We start from the raw sequence: 19,815 nt of genomic DNA, 5'->3' as shown, positions 1-19,815 counted from the left end.
GATCATATGTTTATATATATTATAGTTTTTATTTGTTATTTTGTAAAGTTTAGAAAATATTTTTGATGAAAATGGGTGATTTAACCCATAATAATGCTTGCATTCGACCACTCAAGTGGGGACATGCCAATTTAGGGGGGATGTTTTGTTAGTGGCAATTAAGAATTGTAGTGTTTGGCAATTAAGGATATGCATAATTTATTGCATATTCACCGCTTTACATGGAGTGGCGGGTATGATAGGCTTATATGCCTTGCAAAGTCCTGTGGCTTGCCCCCTTTGCCAGAAAGCATGCCCGCAGAGGCTCCATGTCAAGCGACAACAGGTATGAAATTTTATACAGATCATTGAATATTCTTATTTGCCATTTCATGCATTTTTTAATTGCCAAAAACACCCGTCTGGGTTTTTAGAAAACGCGACCATGAAAATACTAAATATCCATAACATCATTGACAAATACCTAAACAGAACAATTCCTCCTCTTTACACTATTTAATACAATATAATCCAATAATAACATAAAATAAAAAAGACGCTGATTTTTTTGTTCAGCATCTTTCAGCTTGTCGACTTTGTCGACAAGCTGGATTAAAAATAATTTACAGACTTTACAGTATAAATTTTACGCAAAGTATTTTTTACTAGCCCGAAAAAAAAAAGGAAGAGTATTTCTGCAAAAACATTCCAGAGAAAGGAAAGCCATACCTATGTCCAAAAGAATGCCAACTGAGAAAATCAACTGGAAAGTACCATTCGTTTGGGAATGGAAAAATTGACGATTGTCAATTAACTCATTTTTCATAAAATGTATTTTGAACTAAAAAACGATTATTTTCACATTTACGTCAAAGGGAGTGGTTGAAATCAGAAAGATAAGTTGGATAGTCATTAGTTTGTGCAGCTGTACGGTTACTATCTTATATTGGATCATTGGTATGGTGGAATTACATGATCGTCCTGATGTGTACAAATCTATTTTAATGATGTTAATCCTTATTACATTAGGCATCGCCATAACGAGCGTATGCAAAACGAAAGGCGATTTAAAATGGGCTGCTTTATCCGTTGTTGGCTTCAACTTATTGCTATTAGTGATTGGAATTGGTTGGACAATCGGGTGGAGCCAAGAGAAACTTAATCCTTGGGTATTCTTCCCAGCATATTATGCTGCATTAGTGGCAGCGCTCTATTTTTATATTAAATCCATTCGCCTATTAAACTCTTATTATAAACTGTTCCCTATTTTCCTGTTACTCGCATCCGTCATTCCTACTTTATATGTAATAGTGATAAATGGATTATGGGGTAAATCAACAATTTAAGAACAACTTTCGCTGATGAAAAACAAGAAAGCGATCTGCTCTGGAGATCATTGGCCATTTTCTTGTGTCCTGCTTCCAGCCATTCCATCATTTTTGCATCAATGACACCCGATGCTGTCACATTAATACGGTTCAATCTTTAAAACTTTGACTTTGGCCGGGTACGATTCTAAAATTTCTGAATACCATACTTTTACCTTTTGTCCATTTTTTATTCCCTTTAAAGCGCCGAATCCCTTAATCCATAGCTTACTCATCTTATTGGTCTATAATATAATAAAAACCACACATATTTATCTTTCCGTTCTTCAATAACACAGGCCTGTACAGTTACACATGCAATCAAGAGCATAATTCCTTTTCTTCAACCATCCCGCCATTTTCCCTTTTAAGTTAAGAAAGTTCTCTTTATCGGTCAATTCTGGATCGCAACCCAAATTGAACCATTTTATCCTCGATACCCCACTGGCAATCTTGTCTGGCTGCAACGAAGAAATTTTTTAGTTCCGATGGTACCGCATCTATGTGGCATGATTGTCTCCCGTGAATTTGCTCAAAACTATAATATATAGAAATTGCGTCAAAACGCTTTTGGAACGGCAATTTTGATCAGCTTATCATCATGATTGGCTGGAACCCCTCTTCCGTCCGTATTGTTGGTGACAAAAAATAAATGATCACCCAATATGAATATATCCCGCACGCGCCCTACGCTGGAAACGATTTGTTTATATGTTTTATCTTTTAAATTGAACGCCAAAACACCTTCTCCCCGCAGCTGCGCAACATACAAAATTCCATTATGATAGGCAATTCCAGATGGCGCCCAAGTATGATCACCCGAATGGAACAATGGAGTGATCATTCCGTTTTGCGTTTCATCTCCTTGAATAAAAGGCCAGCCATAGTTTCCTTTCGGTTTAATTAAATTGATTTCATCATGCGCACTCGAGCCATGTTCAGAGCTATAAAGCTGGCCCGTTTCATCCCATGCCAAGCCTTGTGGGTTGCGGTGTCCATAGCTATAGACAAGAGAATCGGGATAAGGATTATCGTCCGGTATGGTGCCGTCGAGATTCATTCGCAAAATTTTTCCGCCAAGCGATGTCTTGTCTTGGGCAATCATCGGATTTGTAGCATCCCCAGCGGTGATGTACAGTTTTTTGTCTGGCCCGATTTTTAGTCTTCCGCCATGATGAAAATTTCCGCTTGGAATTTGGTCAAGCAACACTTTTTGTTCAAACCATTCATTATTTTCTTCCCGTATTTCGACAACACGGTTAAATTGCCCATTTTTATCCTCATATGTATAGTAAAGAAAAGCGTGATTCTTTTTCTCGGGATGGAGCACAAAGCCTAATACGCCAGCTTCAGATGCTGTTGAAAGCTTCTTTTCTAAATGTAGATTCTGCCTAATTTGTTCATCTCCTGCAATTTTCACAATGGAGCCAGTCCGCTCTGAAATATAAAAAGATGTCCCGTCCCAGTCGATCGCCCATGGTGTGCTTAAATCTTGGGCAATGATTTCCATATTGCCGTTGTAATTTGTTTGTTGTTCATTTTGACGGCTGTTTTCCTCTCGTTTTTCCATTGAACAGCCGATTAAAAGAAAAATGATGCCGATCATGATGAGAGGATATCTTTTCATCCATTTCCCCTCCCAATACAATTAAAAAACTTTTCATCCCATGAGAAGTTGAGCTGGATTCATGAAGCTGTTTCGTGATTTCGCCCCAGCATTAAATGGCATCAATGCATATTCATTTCGCTTGGCTTTCTTTTCGTTCCTTATCGATTCGACAATATTTGGGAAAATGTTGCTTTTTCAGATTCAAAGATTGCATTTTAGAAAAATTAATACATGGAGGCTATTCATAGTCAAACAATCTTGAATAATACTTGTCCAATTAATAAAAAAATGATAGTAATCAGTAAATATTTAGCAAACTTCAACGAAACCTTCGGTAATACAAGCAAGCCCATTTGAGATCCTATTGCTGATCCTATGGCCATCGCAATAGCATAATGCCATTGTACAAATCCTGTTTGATAAAATACCATAAATGCTCCAAGACAACTTCCTAGGATCAAAACTCTCGTAAGCTGAACCGCCTTCGGGTAAGCATTTTTTCGATGCATATAGTATAAGATTCCAAAGGTTGAAGATCCCGGTCCAAATCCTCCATCATAAGCAGCTATAAAGAAAGGCAGCATATTACTAATCATGCCAGTATCTTTATCCGTTTCCTTAACAGAAGAGACCCACTGCTTGTTTTTTAGCGTAATAATGAAGGCAAAGATTAGTAAGGCTAAAGCGATGATATTCATCGTTCGTTCTGTCATGCTGGAGGTAATTAGTGCGCCGCTAGCTCCTCCAGCAAGAGCAATACAGACATTCATCATGATTGTTTTTCCGCTTAGATGTTTATTTTTTAATAGGTACGATACGCTTGTCAGTGCAGCAATTCCTGATGAAAATTTATTGGTCGCAATACCAATTTGAACCGGTATTCCTACAAGCATCATGGCTGGCAAAGTAATTAATCCTCCACCACCCGCTAATGTTCCTATAAAAGAAGATATCATTCCTATTCCTATTAGAGTGAAAAACAGCGTGTCCAATATTAATCCCCTCATCCCAAGCTGTTTTTGTTTCCTACAAAATCGCTTATATGTCCGCCGCCCAAACCGTTAACGTATCATCTCAAAATACAAAGATTTCACGAAAACCGGCTTTGTCGATGGTCAATAAATCCTTTTACCATTTTATTCATAATTTTAGTATAATAAAAAGGCAATTAAGCAACCTGAGTTCTACATTTGGATGGACTCAAGCTGCTTATTTTCCAGAAGCATTCGTGAGATGATCAGATGGAAATTTAATGCGCCTATTTGCTTATTATTTTGATTCTGCCTTCGCAAATTTTGCCGAGCCGATGTTTTTATGTATAGAAGCCCATGGTCTATTATTTTCCCAATGAACTTTTATCGGCAATTGGAATGTCTCTGACAACCATTCATCTGTCAACACATCCTCTTTTCGTCCTGCGGCGACAATTTGCCCTTCTTTTACCAACAATACGTGCGTCATCTCCTCGATAATTTCTTCAATATAATGCGTGACATATAGTACGTGACATTGTTGATGCATAATAATTTCTTTCATTAATGACAAAATATCTTCCCTTGCTAAAAGGTCTAATCCTATAGACGGTTCATCCAATATCAGCAATTCCGGTTTTGCCATTAACGCTCTTCCAATCAGTACTTTTCTTTTTTCACCTTGCGATAGGGTGTCGTACGCTTTTCCTTTCAAGTGATCGATTCGCAGAAATGTCATTAGCTGTTCAGCCTGTTCACGATCCTCATTAGTCACGTTTTCGTATAACCCTATCGAGGCAAATTTACCACTTATCACGATATCTTCTACTATTTCTGATTTTAAAGTTTGATGAAAACGGTCAAGAGAACTGCTAACAAATCCGATTTGCTTCCGAAGCTCCGGCAAGTTTGTCTGTCCGAACCTCTGGCCTAAAACAGAAACTTCCCCTTTTGTCGGATATTGATAGCCTGTGACAATATTTAATATGGACGTTTTTCCCGAACCGTTCAAACCTAATATGACCCATTGTTCTTTTTCTTTTACTTCCCAATTTATATCCTTTAAAATAACTCGATTTCCTCTGATCAAAGATACGTTTTTCATGCTTATGATATTTTTCATTTCACACTACACCTCCTATTTTTAAGAATATTATAACAAATTAAGTTAGTGATGGAATCAATGGAAATATGAAAGTGCATCTCTTAAATGGAATATTCGCATCTGTTCGTAAAGAAAAGAATCTTTCTTTTATCCGTTAAACCATGCAATATGTAAGAAGTTGCGGCTCTTTTGGCACCCTGTTCATATTAAGCTGCCCGTTACTTAGCATTAAGAACAGTTATTAGCTCGTCAATTGCCTGCCGAACATCATCCTGCGTATTGTAAAAATGGGGAGCGATTCGGATTACATCGTTTCTGGCAGAAACAATAATATTTCTCTCTTTCATTATGGATTCTATCTGCCTAGCATTTTCTGCATAAAAAGCGGTCATGGCGCCTCGTTGATCAGCAGATAGAGGTCCAACAACTTGCAATCCTTTTTCTTGCCCATAATCTAATGCGAATTGAGCTAATTGATTTAGATAAGAAGATATATTCTCCACTCCTATCTCAAGAAGCAAACGAATAGCGGCAGCAGCGGCATAAGCGCTGATAAAAGATGGTGTCCCAGTCTCAAAACGCCGCGCTCCAGGCGCTTGTGTTAGTTGATGGATATCGAATTTCGAATGATTCGCCTGTCCAAACCATCCTGTTACACGTGGCTTCCATTTTTCTGCAAGCTCGGTTCTCACATATAAGAAGGCCATCCCTGGAATACCTAACATGTATTTCCTAGTTCCCGCTGCCAATATGTCAATATCCATTTTCTTTACATCAATGGGCACCTGCCCTACTGATTGGTAAGCATCAACAAATAAAAGAGAACCTTTACGATGGACAATTTCTGCAATAGCTTTAATATCTTGTTTGAATCCATTGTAGTAACAAATATGAGAAATGGATGTGATGAGCGTATCAGACGTTACAAAATGTTCGTAATATTCTATAGGAATGACTCCTTGGCGTGAGGGTATAAAACTCACGTTCGCACCAAATTTCTCCTGGGCAAGCCATACATGACCTACCGTTGGGAAGTCCATATCTGTAGTAACAATTCTATTTTTCCCTTTTTCAAAAGAAAGAGAGGAAGCAATAGTGGAAAAAATGTCAGAAACCGACCCTAATACAGCAATTTCATTAGGATCAGCACCAATTAATTTGGCAAAACCGTTTTTTGCCTTTTCAACTTCTTGGATTGATTGGTTCCAATTAACCCCCATTGTAAGTAAACTATTCAGGTACTCTTCAATAGATTCAAAAACAGTTTTTGATATCGCACCTTGTGAACAGCTTGCAAGATGGATCTTAGAAGCTAAAACTGGAAATAAAGAACGATAACTGGCATACGGATGATTCAATCCTGGTTCCTCCTTTCGATTCTGCGTAAATAGTTTCTCCTGCTTCTTGGTCTCCCAGTCAATTTCCCTTTTAGTTTATTACTATGTTTAAATGACTCTACAAGGTTATGCAATACTACCGATAGTTGAAAAACAATCATCGCTACATCACTCGCGGGGAAATAATGAAACCGCTATCCCTTAACATTTCCACGCGATAATCCGAAAGACTTTTATTTCGCCAGTGTGATTCCAATATAAATCGCTGCTCCCCACATCACTAGCGCAGAAATTTTGTTAAGGACCATCATCAAACGCCCAGATTTATCTAGCTCCCCTATTATCCGGCCTGCCACAGCCAATCCCGTGAACCAGACCCAAGAAACCAGAATGCAGGCAAGTGCAAAGGCGATTTTTTCTGCACCATTGTATTGAAGTGAACTAGTTCCGATCACCCCCACTGTGTCCATGATCGCATGAGGATTCAGCAGCGAAACCGATGCTGAAAACGCAATTTGTTTGAGGGGAGTAAAAGTTTCTTTGGCTCTATCTTCGCTGTTGTTATTTACAGGGGTACTTTTCCAGGTACTCCACCCCATATATAGCAAAAACACTATACCGACGCTCAGTAGTATCGTTTTAATCCAAAACGAACCTAAGATCACAAGAGATACCCCGAAAACAGCAAGGGCGATTAAAAGCGTATCGCATAGCGAAGCAGTAAGAACGACCGGGAGCGCATGGATGAAGCGTTTCTGAAGGGCTCCTTGATTAAAAACAAAAACGTTTTGGACGCCAAGAGGAAGAATGAGTCCAAACGCAAGAATCAGTCCGTGAATGAAGGCTGCTACCATCCCAATCCCTCCGATTGTATAACTTATGAATACAATTATACTCGGATATCGATGGTTGTCTCCGACCAATTGGATGGATTTTATACCAACCAAGTTGTATAATCGAAACAAGAACGATGGGGAGGGGAAGAAATGAAAATTTTTCTAATAAATGCTTTTACGGATCAACCATTTACAGGGAACCCTGCTGCTGTTTGTTTTTTACCGGGACCAAAGGATGCCGAATGGATGCAAAAAGTAGCGAAGGAGATCAATTTGCCAACAACTGCTTTTATCGAATATACAAATGGTGGATTCAGCTTGCGTTGGTTTACTCCGACTACTGAAATACCGCTCTGTGGGCATGGAACTTTGGCTAGCGCCTACGTTTTATGGGAGATGGGATACATAAAAGCAGAACATTCAGTAAGTTTTAGTACAAAAAGCGGGATACTCACCGCCGCTGTAAAGAATGGTTGGATTGAACTTGACTTCCCATCCGCTCCGGATCACGAAATAACCGCCCCGGACAAGCTGATTAAAGCATTGGGAGTTGTACCAAAATACGTGGGAAAAAATCAACTTGATTATATCGTCGAAGTCGAGTCAGAAGATGTAGTAAAAAATCTCACACCCGATATAGATTCCATTGCACAACTCCCGATTCGCGGAGTAATCGTGACAAGCCGGTCAAGTTCTGGAAAGTTTGATTTCATTTCTCGATTTTTTTCTCCTGCACAAGGGATTGTCGAAGACGCAATTACCGGTTCAGCACATTGTTGTTTGGGACCTTACTGGAAGCGCCGATTAAACAAAGACGAGTTTATTGCCTATCAGGCCTCGTCAAGGGGCGGAATGATAAAGGTCAAAATTGCAAACAATCGTGTCCTATTATCCGGCAAGGCGGTCACGATTTTGAAAGGTGAGCTTTTTGTTTAATGCCTTACCTTATCCTTATCTAAAGATTCGTTCAATATATGGATTTATACGGGAGAGAATCTTTCATGATCGAATTGGATTGGAAACCTGACAAATCGTCGCCAACGCCTCTCTATATCCAGATCAAAGAATATATAAAAGAAAAGATTGAAACAGGAGAATGGGCCGTAGGAACGAAAATCCTTCCCCAACGCACATTGGCCCAAGCATGGGGAGTGAACCGCAGTACGGTCGTTGCGGCTTTGGCAGAATTGATCGCAGAGGGATTGCTCGAAGGAAAAAGCGGAAGCGGTACGAAAGTGATGAACAATACGTGGTCCTTGATGACCTCTACCCCTCCCCCTGATTGGAGCTCCTATGTGCAAGCGGGGATTCATCAACCCAATTTGCCTACGATACAGGAAATCAATAAAGCGGAGTTTGATCCAACTATCATCCGGTTGGGAACAGGGGAGCTTTCTCCTGACTTATTTCCTCGTGAGATGATGAAACAAGTATTGACCGGCTGCCGGACCGTATCGATTCACTTGGTTACGAAGAACCGAAAGGATTGCTTTTTCTTAGGGAACAGCTTAGTAGACATTTGAAAACCATCGGGATTGAGGCTTCCCCTTCTTCTATTTTAATTGTGTCGGGAGCTTTGCAAGCATTGCAATTGATTTCAATAGGTCTCTTGCAGCGGGGAACTACAATTTTTCTGGAAAAACCGTCGTACCTGTATTCCCTACATGTGTTTCAATCTGCCGGGATGCGGTTATTCGGACTTCCTTTAGATGAAAATGGTGTTCAAATAAAAGCGATTACGGAACAAAAAAAGCGGCAAAATGCTTCATTACTTTATACGATCCCGTCCTTCCATAACCCAACAGGAATCGTGATGCCTGAAGAAAGACGAAAAGAACTGATTGATGTATGCGAGCAAGAGCAGCTGCCGATTATTGAAGATGATGTATATCGGGAACTCTGGCTCGATTCGCCGCCTCCTCCGCCTTTGAAAGCCATCGATAAAAATGGGCTTGTTCTATATCTTGGTAGCATATCGAAAACATTGAGCCCAGGTTTGAGAATCGGCTGGGTAGTCGGACCGAAGCCTGTTATTGAACGATTGGCGGATATTAAAATGCAAACCGATTACGGATCAAGCTCCTTGTCCCAATGGGCTGTTGCGGAATGGCTATCAAGTGGGTTTTATCATCAACATCTGGAAAAAGTCAGAAAAGAATTGAAAATTCGCAGAGAGGTCATGATCGACTCATTGCAGCGACATTTTTCCGACATTGCGACCTGGTCTGTTCCTAGGGGCGGTTTTTATATATGGTTACGCATATTGCCTTCACTCTCCATACGGAAACTTTTTGCAAAGGCGTTAGAGCAGGGAATTCTGTTGAATCCGGGAAATGTCTATGATCAACATGCGACCCAGCACCTTCGCCTTTCTTATTCTTATGCTTCTTTAGCTGACTTGGAAAAAGGAATGCTTCGTCTTTCGAAAGTGATCCGACAGCTAATCACATCGCCTTCTTTTATCGCATAAAAAATCCATGGGGCGATCGCAACAACTTGTTTAGTCATATGGTATAGACGAAAAACGAACTTCTCCCGCCTTTATTCCATGAAGAGGTGGGAGTTTTTTACCACCCTTATGAAAATAAAGTAGATATTCCCTCTAGCTTGCCAATCTAGAAATGCTTCGGCGGGGTGCTGTCCTATGTTTTAAATTCTGAACACCTAATAAATCATATTTTCTCTTCTTTTTCCAACTCAAATATACCTTTTTATGCAAAATATACGAAACTATTCTTTTTCAATCCTATAAACTCTCGTGCTGTTTGATTTTCTCCCATGTCTTGAGTAAATTTTTATTCTCCGCTGCAACAACATCAGTATCTAATTTCAAAATAATTTTCTCATCCTTGTGCCTAGGTATAATATGAAAATGAATATGCTTAATATCTTGCTGGGCCCAATATCCGTTATCTTGAAGTACTGTAAAGTCTTCACAAATTCCGGATTTAATTAATTTTTTGGATACTATGATCAAGGAATCCATTAAAGCACTAGCGATTTGTTTTTCTTTTATATAATCAAGCCTTTCTATATGTTTATTAGTGACAATTAAGGTATGACCAACGCTTACCGGATTTTTATCAAGAAACGCTGTTACGTAATCATCTTTATAAATCTCGTAGCAGGGAGACTTACCGTGAACAATTTCGCAAAATATACATTTGTTCATTTTGCTCATTTATACTTTACCAAGCGACCCTCCTCTTCTATCAATCTTTTACTCAATTGGAGGTGTTTCACATGCGGCGGGGGTACTGGGCAATGTGATCAATAATATCCCAACGAGATCCGCCTTATTAAAATATCAGGATCAATAAGTCAGATGTCTGTTTTGAAAGAGCCATCCCCACTTCTTTCATAACTCTTTTACCTCGTTTCGGTTTGATCCGTGAGCTTCGATGCCAGCGCTATACACTTTCGCCACCATTTGCTGCGGCAAGAATTCTTAGTCATAAGAAATATAAATGATTTTTTTCATATGCATTCGTTCCTTTTCCTATTCCACGCTCTCCTTTCATAAATTTCCATACTCCTGTAAACAATAACAACGAATCTACATGCTAGTATATAGTAAATTGCTATTTTTAACCATATGTAACTATTTAAACTTATCAAGAATTCGATAAAAAATTTTGTAAACGGCAAAAAGCTGAATTACATTTTTTCAATAGACATACGGACCGGTCACGTAAGGAATATGAAATTGGTCAATATAATCGGCGGCTTCCTGAAGAAGTCCGCTTATGGGAATAAGTCCATCTACCCTTTTCCACTATATCATCGACTGATTTTTCTTTGTCTGTGGCAACAAATACGGAATAGTTGAGGTTTTCCACTTTATGGAAAATGGCATCAATCATTTTGCCATAAAACAATGTGAAGCGATAGAAGCATGTGGATGATGTACGACCATGCCAAATATTGTTCGTACACTGCGAAATCATCGCACTTGATAAGGCATTTGGTTTGTACTGCGGCTCTTTCATGGCTTTGAATACTTTTTCCCCCGTGCCTGTTGACTTGCCCACTTTCGTAAGCGTGTGTGGCCTTTTTACGTTGGCGCTCTCTTACCTTCTTTTTGCGCAATAAAAAAACAGAGGCACTACGAAAGAAAATCGCAGTGACTCTGCCTAGCAGCATAAGGATAAAATCGTTTCCGTTGATTATCGCCACCTATTTTAGAGAGCTTTGAGTGCATCTTGAAGCGGTAAGCTTTTTACTTCTACTGCACTGTGGGTATGCGCACTTCACTATTGAACATTGGCCTGTATTCATAAACCGAAAAAATCAGATGGGTACACAATGTACCATGGTTATTTTTCTGCTAATGAACGGCTATATGTATTCCCTAGCTCATACGCTTGATTGAAAAGATTCTTGTAATGCCTTTTGATTTCTTCTTCATTTTCTATGTCTTCAGCTAACGTATTATACAGAAAGGCCACTTCCGATTGCGGAATGCCTGTATAACCTGCTAAACCAACATTCAAATAATGGGAAATCATCGTATCGAAATTTCTTTTTTTCAGACTTTCTTCTGTCTCTCCCACCAGCGGTATCCACAATACCTTTTTGTGTGGAAGATGCGCTCCTCCATAAGCAAAACCATAGTTCCATACCCGATCTATATATCCTTTTACCATCGCCGGTAAGGAATACCACCACAACGGGAAGATGAAGGCTAAACCATCATTTCTTTTCAATCTTTCCATTTCTGCATGAACACGCGGAGAATATGTCTTATTAGGGTTGTCCCAATCCGGTTCATCTTGTTCGTATAACAGCGGATTAAACTCTTCACCGTACAAATCCGCAATTTCCACTTCATGTCCAGCATCTTTTAATCCTTGAATGAAACGCTCGGCAATCGCAAAAGTGAGGGATTCTCTTCTGGGATGCGAGACAACGGTTAACACTTTCATATAACCAGCTCCTAAATATAAACTATTTTTTGATGAACTATCTTTAAATTACAATTATTCTTCATTTATTATCAAATGATAAGCTTCTTCCTTTAGTTATTATACCCCGTTAGACGTGTAAGAATTCATTGACGGCAGGATAACGGCGTATTATAATCATAGTAAACATATATGATTTATATAATTTAAAAAGGGTGACGGAAAATGAGTGAGATTTTAAACGAAGTATTGGCTGCGAACAAAGAATATGCTGCTAATTTCGGGGACAAAGCAAATCTGGCGATGCCGCCGAAGCGCCGATTTGCCATTCTGACCTGCATGGATGCGCGCCTCGACCCAGCTAAGTTTGCCGGGCTTGCGGAAGGCGATGCTCATGTAATCCGAAATGCTGGAGGCCGGGCAAGTGACGATGCGATTCGTTCCCTCGTAATCTCGTATAAGCTGTTGGGAACACGGGAATGGTTTGTGATTCATCATACCGATTGTGGTATGGAGACATTTACCAATGACATTATCCGCAATTTGCTCGCCAACAGCCTGGAACCGGCTGAGTTTGACGGGGAACATTGGCGCGATACAGGAAGAGGACCCGGTTCCAGAGCGGGAGAATACATGGAATTTTTGACGATCAGCAATCTTGAACAGAGTGTTATCGATGACGTCGAACGGATCCGCTCCCATCCTCTTGTTCCGGGCTACATTACGATCTATGGTTTTATTTACGACGTGAAAAGCGGCCGACTGATTGAAGTGCCTGAAGCTAACCGCATTGGCCGGGCAACCATCTGATCATCGCTCTTTTTCTTGTCTTCACAAATGATGCTGAACAGAAAAGCAAGTACTTGTCATAAAGCAAAGGAAACTTGGCCCATCCAAGTTTCCTTTTAATTTATTTCAACTACCTTCGCAATTTTATCCAACCAATTATTTTTATGGATGAAAACCCATGGTTTATTATTTTCCCGATGAACTTTCATCCCCAATAGAAATGTCTCTAATATAACATTTCCTCCCTTCCAGCTCCAACCATCGTTCGTCTTCCCTTGTCCTGCCTGCTGCCTATTTTCGCTTGCATGCATAGTCGGTATACATGTATAATTGGAATCCTCCGGTCGCTAATCGTCTTGTTCGACTCCCGCATACTTCCATAAAATAGTTTCGCGATGTTCCTGCCTCTTCCGTTAAAGAAATTACCGCCAATTGGGCCGCTTTTCCAAAGCAAAAGTTACTTTTAAAACCTAAACTACACTCTCTAAAAGAAGAAGCAGTTTCGTATGTGAATATTTCTGTTATTGACAATCTGTTTCCGCTCACAGATAATAAAGTAACAGGAACATATATTCGCTCGTTGGCCGAGACTAAAATTTAATGTCGTTCTTACATGTTAATAAAAGGAGCTGAGTTTAAATGGAAAATTCAAATCAAAAAATTACTACATGTTTCATGTTCAATGGCAAAGCTGAAGAAGCAATGAATTTTTACACCTCTGTATTTGATCAATCAGAAATAAACAGTGTTTTTTACCATGAAGATGGAACAGTATTATATGCGACATTCACATTAAAAGGACAAACGTTTATGGCCATTGATAATAGCAACAAGCAAGAGCACCCTTTCACTCCTGCAATGTCACTGTTTGTAACATGTGATACCGAAGAAGAAATAAATAGAGTTTTTGAGCAGTTATCGCAAGATGGCAAAGTCCTAATGCCATTAGCTGCTTCTCCAGTTAGCAAAAAGTTTGGCTGGGTTGAAGATAAATACGGTGTTTCATGGCAATTAAACCTTGCAAAAAGCTAAATTTTTAAACGAATACAAGATAGAGAGGTTATTCTTATGTCATCAACAAACGCAAATCCGTCCATGGCTTCCCTATTACGTAATCGTTTCATCCAAACGATTATGACGGCTGGCCTGTTTATTCAGGTCGGCATTTGGGTACGTAACTTTGCGATTCTATTGTTTGTCACCGAGAAGACAAATGGGGATGCACTTGCCGTCTCACTTATATCGGTGGCTGAATTTGCACCGATTTTTATCTTTTCCTTTATTGGCGGTACGTTTGCAGATCGTTGGCGACCGAAACGAACGATGATCTGGTGCGACCTCTTAAGCGCTATATCGATATTTGTCATATTAATGGCGCTCCTGGTCGGCACATGGAAAGTGGTCTTTCTCACCACATTCGTCTCCGCAATCCTATCACAATTCTCTCAGCCTTCGGGGATGAAGCTGTTCAAAGTACACGTTCCGGAAGAGCAGATGCAGGCAGGTATGTCATTGTTCCAAACAATGATGGCTATTTTTATGATCATCGGTCCGATATTAGGCACCTTCGTCTTTCAACAGTTTGGTATCTACATCTCTATGGCGATAGTAGGTACAGCTTTTCTATTATCTGCTCTCATATTGACGTTATTGCCTCCTGACCAAATGGAGAAGAAAGACGAAAGCGAGACATCGCTCTGGCATGAAATAAAGCTCGGTTTTCAATATGTGTGGTCGCGCAAAATTCTTGTGGCTTTGGGAGGCGGCTTCATGGCTGCCGGATTAGGGCTTGGATTAATCCACCCGTTGGCCATCTTTCTGGTAACAGAACGCCTTGGTCTGGAAAAGGATTACTTGCAATGGCTGTTCACCGCTCATGGAGCAGCTATGATCATCGGCGGCGCTGTGGCGATGGTCTTTTCCAATCGGATTGCGCCGCACATTCTGCTGATGCTGGGAATGGGTGCCATGGCTGCAGGAATTTTTGTGATGGGTTGGTCTACCATGTTCTGGCTGACCTTGCTGGCTGAGTTTATCATCGGCCTATTCATGCCTGCTCTCCATATCGGCATTAATACGATTATACTGAACAATACCGACGAAACGTTCGTAGGACGTGTTAACGGCATATTGACCCCTTTGTTCATGGGTTCGATGGTCATCACAATGAGCTTGGCTGGTCTGTTGAAAGAACAATTCTCCCTAGTCGCAATCTATCAGGCCTCTGCCGCACTCTTTGTCATTGGCATTCTGGTCATGCTTCCGATGTTTCGAATGCTTAAAACGGCCGAAGCCGAATAAGCCCATAGCCAGCCATAATACGGTGCGGCACCACAGATGATGAACAATTGCTTTTTCATCTAATGAATCTCTCCCACCTTTCATTCCATGAAGAGGTGGGAGTTTCTTACACTTCTATCGAAGAAGCTTCATACCCCTTCTACACTCCTGCATTGGAAGTATTTCCGCTAGATTCCATAAGCAACATCGTACCACACCGGGGTAGCCCCTTTTTACTGCTTCTTGCTTGCGCAATCCGTAGATACGTCAGCTTCGTTTTGTACGTTCTATTGGTTGAAGGCACCATGAAGCAACACATACGTGTCGCTTGTTCGTACTTTTTCCATTGTCGGAATCCTGTCCAATTCCGCTTTGGATGCCCAGAAGAACACCTTTGGGCCACGAAGCATAAGCATTTCCTTCTTTTTTCTCTCCCTAAATAGGATGGTTCTATTATAGAACATACGTTCTTTTGATGAAAAACTTGCCGATTTCTCTCCCCTTCCTCTCATTTAGAGGAAGAAGAACACATGGCCGCTTTTTAGTTAGTGTAAAATTGCTTATTCACTTTTTCCTCCATAAATTTTGCAAATTTATTTTCTATGATGACATTAGAACATCACACGTTTGTTTGATGGAGGGAAACATATGAAAAAATTATTGATTGGAACGATTGTAGCGGGAGTCGTTGCCCTCGGCGCGTCCTGCTCCAATAATGCCTCGCCTCATAGTTCGATGCAGGGGCACAATGCGTCAAAGGAAGAAAACACGGCCAAGCATTCCAGCAGGCAATTGCCTTTGGCCACAACCACAGAAGTTTTATCTGGTAAAGAGATTCATCTTACCGCCAAGGAAGCATTATTGCAAATCAATGATAAAGTAAAACTTCCGGTCTACACATACAATGGATCAGTGCCTGGGCCGCAAATTCGTGTGAAACAAGGGGACACTGTTAAAATCCATTTGAAAAATGAATTACCAGAACCGATTACGATTCATTGGCATGGCTATCCTGTTCCAAATAGTCAAGACGGAGTACCAGGTGTTACGATGAACGCGATTAAACCGGGAGAAACCTTTACGTATGAATTCACGGCAACCGTGCCGGGAACGTATTGGTATCATTCCCATCAAGAGAGCGCAAAACAAGTGGATAAGGGATTATATGGCACACTGATCGTAGAGCCTAAACACGAGGAAAAAGCGGATCGGGATTATACGCTTGTGTTGGATGAATGGGTGAGCGATCCCAATGAAGAAAATATGCATATGAATGGGATGGATCATAGCAATATGGAACACGGAAATGGCTCCGATCACCAACATATGAACATGAACAGAATAGGCCATGATATGAGCATGTATGACATTTTCACCATCAACGGGAAAAGCGGTTCCGCTGTAAAACCTTTAAAAGTGAAAAAAGGCGAAAAAGTGCGCCTTCGCCTTGTAAACGCAGGATACATGTCCCATCAACTGCACCTGCATGGCCACGAATTTAAAATTGTCGCAGCAGACGGACAGCCGTTAAACGATCCGCAGCCGATCAAAGACGAACTTTTGAATATCGCTCCGGGAGAACGTTACGATATTGAATTTACAGCGAATAATCCGGGCGAATGGTTACTAGAATGCCATGGCAATATGAAAGGCGCCGATAGCATGAAAGTAAAAATCCAATATGAAGGCGAAAAAGGCAGTGCCGATAAAGCGAATGCAACAGAAGATTTGCCTGTCGTGGACATGACAAGCTACGGAAAACAGAAGCTGGGAGAATTTACGTTAGATCAAAAATACGATGTAGAATACACGATGAATTTAGGGACAGCCATGGGCAAAGATGGCATGGTCTACACGATCAATGGGAAAACGTATCCTGAAACGACACCTGTCCATGTGAAGAAAGGCGATCTCGTCAAAGTAAAACTAGTGAACGATTCACCGGCAGATTTACATCCCATGCATTTACACGGACACTTTTTCCAAGTATTAAGCAAAAACGGCAAGCCAATGACAGGTTCCCCATTGATAAAGGATACCTTGAACCTAAATCCGGGTGAAGAATATGTCATTGCATTTAAAGCGGATAATCCGGGAAACTGGATGTTCCATTGCCATGACTTGCACCACGCCTCAGCCGGAATGGTCACAGAAGTAAAATACAAAGATTACAAATCGGATTATGCACCAAATCCGAATGACACAACCAATCATCCTGAATAACGTTTCCCCCTCCAAATAAAACTTGGAGGGGAATTTTTTCTGCGCTTGCCTTTTTTCCGTCATGAACGTTTTCTGGCGGCAAATATATGCAGTTTTGCCCTCCCGGTTCTTGAAATCATTTCTTGTACTGCATTATCGATGTTTTCGTTTTCTAACTTCAAAACCATAAGCGACGCTAAGCAAGCTCATCACAGTTCCATGTTCATTCCTCATCAGCAGGTCATCCAACTTAAACTGAACATGCTTTTACACAAATAATTATGGAGTAGTGCAATGATTTTCCCTTTTTTGCCCTCTTCTTCCCTTATGCCTCCCATTTATATCCTACTCCCCAAACGGTTTGCAGAAATTGATCGATCGGAAATCCAACTTGTCTCAGCTTTTCTCTGATATTTTTGACATGAGAGTCTATGGTGCGCTCTTCTGTGTTTGCGTTATAGCCCCATAAAGACACGATGATTTGTTCTCTGCTGAACACTCTGTTTGGATGCTTCAAAAACAGCCCTAATATGGCAAACTCTTTTGGCGTTAGAAAAATCGGTTCGTTTTGATAGTGGGCTTTATGTTCATCTTCATCCCACACTAACCCTTGAAATTCTATTTTCGATCGTTTCCCCACCGAACGGCGCAACACTGCTTCGATGCGGGCAAGAAGCTCGGCTTCGTCAAACGGTTTGGTGATGTAATCATCCGCCCCGATATTGAGCCCTTTGACGATATCTAACGTTTGATCTCTTGCAGTCACCATAATAATAGGGACATCGGAAAATTCTCTAATTCGTTTACACGTTTCCCAACCATCCAGTTCCGGCATCATAATGTCCAGCAAGACCAAATCCGCTTTGTGATTTTCTAAGTACTGCAGCGCTGCCCAACCGGACTCGCACTTGACACAATGATATCCTTTCGGCGAAAGATAAAGATCCAGTAACTCTAACATTCGTTTTTCGTCGTCAACGAGCAAAATCGTGTACATGCTCATCCCTCCGGCAATGTAATGATTATGTTTGTTCCTTTTCCATATTCACTGGCGGCGTAAATCGAGCCTCCGTGCGCTTCCACAATTTCCTTGGCGATGGCCAGCCCCAGTCCTGTTCCGCCGCTGGTTCTTGATCTTGATTTATCCACTCGGTAAAAACGCTCAAAAATATGCGGCAAATCCTCTTCAGGGATCCCTCTGCCTTCGTCGGAAACAATCATCACAATGTTGTTTTTCTCCGCTCTTACATCGATAGAGACGGTGGAACCTTGATCGGAATATTTTAAAGCATTGTCCAACAAATTCATCATCACTTGTTCAAAACGTTTTTGGTCGATATGGACGGTAATGCTTTTTTCACATCGATATACAAGTGACATTTTGTTTGCTTGAAACGCAGGATGCATTTTGTCATGCAATTTTTTCAAGAAAGCATATAAATTTGTCGGCTCCTTATGGATTTGAAAGGAATGTTGATCCATCTTCGCCAATTCAAAAAGATCCTTCACCAGCTTTTGCATATGCTCTGCTTCTTCGTAGATAATGGACAAATACCGATTTCTCTCTTCTTCCTCCATATTTGGTCTCCTAGCGATGTCCGCATACCCTTTTACATAAGTGAGAGGGGTGCGAAGCTCATGAGAAATGCTGGCAAGAAATTCGTTTCTCTCTTTTTTTAAGTATTCTAAATCCCTCGCCAATGTTTGAATGGCTTTCCCCAGCTCCGCTAATTCATCTTCCCCTTTTACTTGCAAATGAACAGAAAAATCCCCTTTACTCAATTTTTCAGTCGCCTCTTTCATGCGAATAAGCGGAATGGTAATGACTCTTGATAAGAGGGCGATCGTAATAATCGTTAAAAATACCGAAAGAATTCCGACCATCATGAAATGATGCTTTAACTTATCAATCATATTTTGGATGGAATCCGTGTTTTGGAACATATAGACATACCCTTTGATCTTGCCGTCAATTCGAATCGGGCTTACCGTTGAAATATGCGACGCTTTTTGCCAATTTTTTTGCACGATCATCCCGTCATCGGGAATTTGTTTATTTGCTTTTTTTATGATTTTTTTAGCAAACGGTAAAATATGATCCGAAAAATACAAGATCTTCCCCTTGTCATCTGTAATAACGACGTCCGTCTCCGCTTCAGACTCCATCATGGTGACATGTTCTAACGTAGAAGGATCATAATTTTTTTCTAACACATCGCGGTGGCTGTTTCCTCTTGCTAACAGCTGTTCAAATTCCTCATTAATTCGAGAATGAACCAGAGTAACATATAGTGACGCAAATAAAATCGCCTCTATTCCTAATACAAACAGAAAAAATAATAACCCTAATTTAAACGAAATTTTCCTCATTTTTATTCCCTTTCTTAATTCTGTCCATTCGCTTTATGAGTTTATTGGCGCATTGGAGATGAGGCT

The 19,815-nt window shown here is 40.6% G+C and carries 16 protein-coding genes and 2 pseudogenes; 7 read left to right on the top strand and 11 right to left on the bottom strand.

Going from position 1 to position 19,815, the window contains the following annotated elements; translation table 11 throughout:
* Positions 1-938: 938 nt before the first annotated feature.
* The gene (locus MWM02_RS09145) at positions 939-1,325 is read left to right on the top strand and encodes a hypothetical protein (protein WP_064551890.1); all 387 of its coding nucleotides are present in this window, start codon (positions 939-941) and stop codon (positions 1,323-1,325) included.
* Between the two features lie 122 nt (positions 1,326-1,447).
* On the opposite strand, the pseudogene MWM02_RS09140 reads toward MWM02_RS09145, so the two are convergent.
* The 6 genes and pseudogenes from MWM02_RS09140 to MWM02_RS09115 form a co-directional block, all read right to left on the bottom strand.
* Positions 1,448-1,582 (bottom strand): annotated as a pseudogene (locus MWM02_RS09140) (DUF3221 domain-containing protein); the annotation flags it as partial.
* Between the two features lie 323 nt (positions 1,583-1,905).
* Positions 1,906-2,973, bottom strand: a complete 1,068-nt coding sequence (locus tag MWM02_RS09135) for a PQQ-dependent sugar dehydrogenase (RefSeq protein WP_244403514.1) — start codon at positions 2,971-2,973, stop codon at positions 1,906-1,908.
* Positions 2,974-3,203: 230 nt separating this feature from the next.
* Positions 3,204-3,947 carry a sulfite exporter TauE/SafE family protein gene (locus MWM02_RS09130; RefSeq protein WP_244403513.1) on the bottom strand — a complete coding sequence of 248 codons (744 nt, stop codon included), beginning with the start codon at positions 3,945-3,947 and terminating at the stop codon, positions 3,204-3,206.
* A 277-nt stretch (positions 3,948-4,224) separates the two neighbouring features.
* Positions 4,225-5,049 (bottom strand): ABC transporter ATP-binding protein, encoded by an 825-nt coding sequence (locus tag MWM02_RS09125; protein ID WP_064551886.1) that lies wholly within the window; start codon positions 5,047-5,049, stop codon positions 4,225-4,227.
* Between the two features lie 200 nt (positions 5,050-5,249).
* Complete coding sequence (locus MWM02_RS09120) at positions 5,250-6,389, bottom strand: aminotransferase class V-fold PLP-dependent enzyme (protein WP_244403512.1); 1,140 nt, start codon at positions 6,387-6,389, stop codon at positions 5,250-5,252.
* A 212-nt stretch (positions 6,390-6,601) separates the two neighbouring features.
* Positions 6,602-7,222, bottom strand: coding sequence for a LysE/ArgO family amino acid transporter (locus tag MWM02_RS09115; protein ID WP_244403511.1), 621 nt, complete (start codon positions 7,220-7,222; stop codon positions 6,602-6,604).
* A gap of 132 nt (positions 7,223-7,354) precedes the next feature.
* Here MWM02_RS09115 and MWM02_RS09110 point away from each other — a divergent pair, with 132 nt between their 5' ends.
* On the top strand, positions 7,355-8,140 hold the full coding sequence (locus MWM02_RS09110; RefSeq protein WP_244403510.1) for a PhzF family phenazine biosynthesis protein: 786 nt from the start codon (positions 7,355-7,357) through the stop codon (positions 8,138-8,140).
* Positions 8,141-8,205: 65 nt separating this feature from the next.
* A pseudogene (gene pdxR / locus MWM02_RS09105) lies at positions 8,206-9,674 on the top strand (MocR-like pyridoxine biosynthesis transcription factor PdxR).
* 276 nt (positions 9,675-9,950) lie between these two features.
* Here the strand turns inward: pdxR and MWM02_RS09100 are convergent.
* Positions 9,951-10,385 carry an HIT domain-containing protein gene (locus MWM02_RS09100; RefSeq protein WP_064551882.1) on the bottom strand — a complete coding sequence of 145 codons (435 nt, stop codon included), beginning with the start codon at positions 10,383-10,385 and terminating at the stop codon, positions 9,951-9,953.
* A gap of 1,135 nt (positions 10,386-11,520) precedes the next feature.
* Entirely contained in the window at positions 11,521-12,129 is a 609-nt protein-coding gene (locus tag MWM02_RS09095; protein WP_064551881.1) for an NAD(P)H oxidoreductase, read from the bottom strand.
* 204 nt (positions 12,130-12,333) lie between these two features.
* Between MWM02_RS09095 and MWM02_RS09090 the strand changes: the two genes are divergently transcribed.
* The 3 genes from MWM02_RS09090 to MWM02_RS09080 all read left to right on the top strand — a co-directional run bounded on the left by MWM02_RS09090 (position 12,334) and on the right by MWM02_RS09080 (position 15,198).
* Positions 12,334-12,918 (top strand): beta-class carbonic anhydrase, encoded by a 585-nt coding sequence (locus tag MWM02_RS09090; RefSeq protein WP_064551880.1) that lies wholly within the window; start codon positions 12,334-12,336, stop codon positions 12,916-12,918.
* Between the two features lie 618 nt (positions 12,919-13,536).
* Complete coding sequence (locus MWM02_RS09085) at positions 13,537-13,929, top strand: VOC family protein (RefSeq protein ID WP_064551878.1); 393 nt, start codon at positions 13,537-13,539, stop codon at positions 13,927-13,929.
* A gap of 36 nt (positions 13,930-13,965) precedes the next feature.
* Entirely contained in the window at positions 13,966-15,198 is a 1,233-nt protein-coding gene (locus MWM02_RS09080) for an MFS transporter (protein ID WP_064551877.1), read from the top strand.
* Positions 15,199-15,464: 266 nt separating this feature from the next.
* Here the strand turns inward: MWM02_RS09080 and MWM02_RS19385 are convergent, their stop codons facing one another.
* Positions 15,465-15,587 carry a hypothetical protein gene (locus tag MWM02_RS19385; protein WP_256462212.1) on the bottom strand — a complete coding sequence of 41 codons (123 nt, stop codon included), beginning with the start codon at positions 15,585-15,587 and terminating at the stop codon, positions 15,465-15,467.
* A gap of 238 nt (positions 15,588-15,825) precedes the next feature.
* Here MWM02_RS19385 and MWM02_RS09075 point away from each other — a divergent pair, with 238 nt between their 5' ends.
* The gene (locus tag MWM02_RS09075) at positions 15,826-17,400 is read left to right on the top strand and encodes a multicopper oxidase family protein (RefSeq protein WP_244403509.1); all 1,575 of its coding nucleotides are present in this window, start codon (positions 15,826-15,828) and stop codon (positions 17,398-17,400) included.
* Positions 17,401-17,704: 304 nt separating this feature from the next.
* On the opposite strand, the gene MWM02_RS09070 is transcribed toward MWM02_RS09075, so the two are convergent.
* On the bottom strand, positions 17,705-18,376 hold the full coding sequence (locus tag MWM02_RS09070; RefSeq protein ID WP_064551875.1) for a response regulator transcription factor: 672 nt from the start codon (positions 18,374-18,376) through the stop codon (positions 17,705-17,707).
* Positions 18,377-18,378: 2 nt separating this feature from the next.
* On the bottom strand, positions 18,379-19,749 hold the full coding sequence (locus tag MWM02_RS09065) for a sensor histidine kinase (RefSeq protein WP_244403508.1): 1,371 nt from the start codon (positions 19,747-19,749) through the stop codon (positions 18,379-18,381).
* Positions 19,750-19,815 lie beyond the last annotated feature (66 nt).

The sequence above is a fragment of the Parageobacillus sp. KH3-4 genome, from assembly GCF_022846435.1.
GTDB classification, from domain to species: domain Bacteria; phylum Bacillota; class Bacilli; order Bacillales; family Anoxybacillaceae; genus Parageobacillus; species Parageobacillus thermoglucosidasius_A.
Note: the sequence above shows the minus strand (reverse complement) of the source record. Positions and strands in the feature narration are given on the sequence as shown.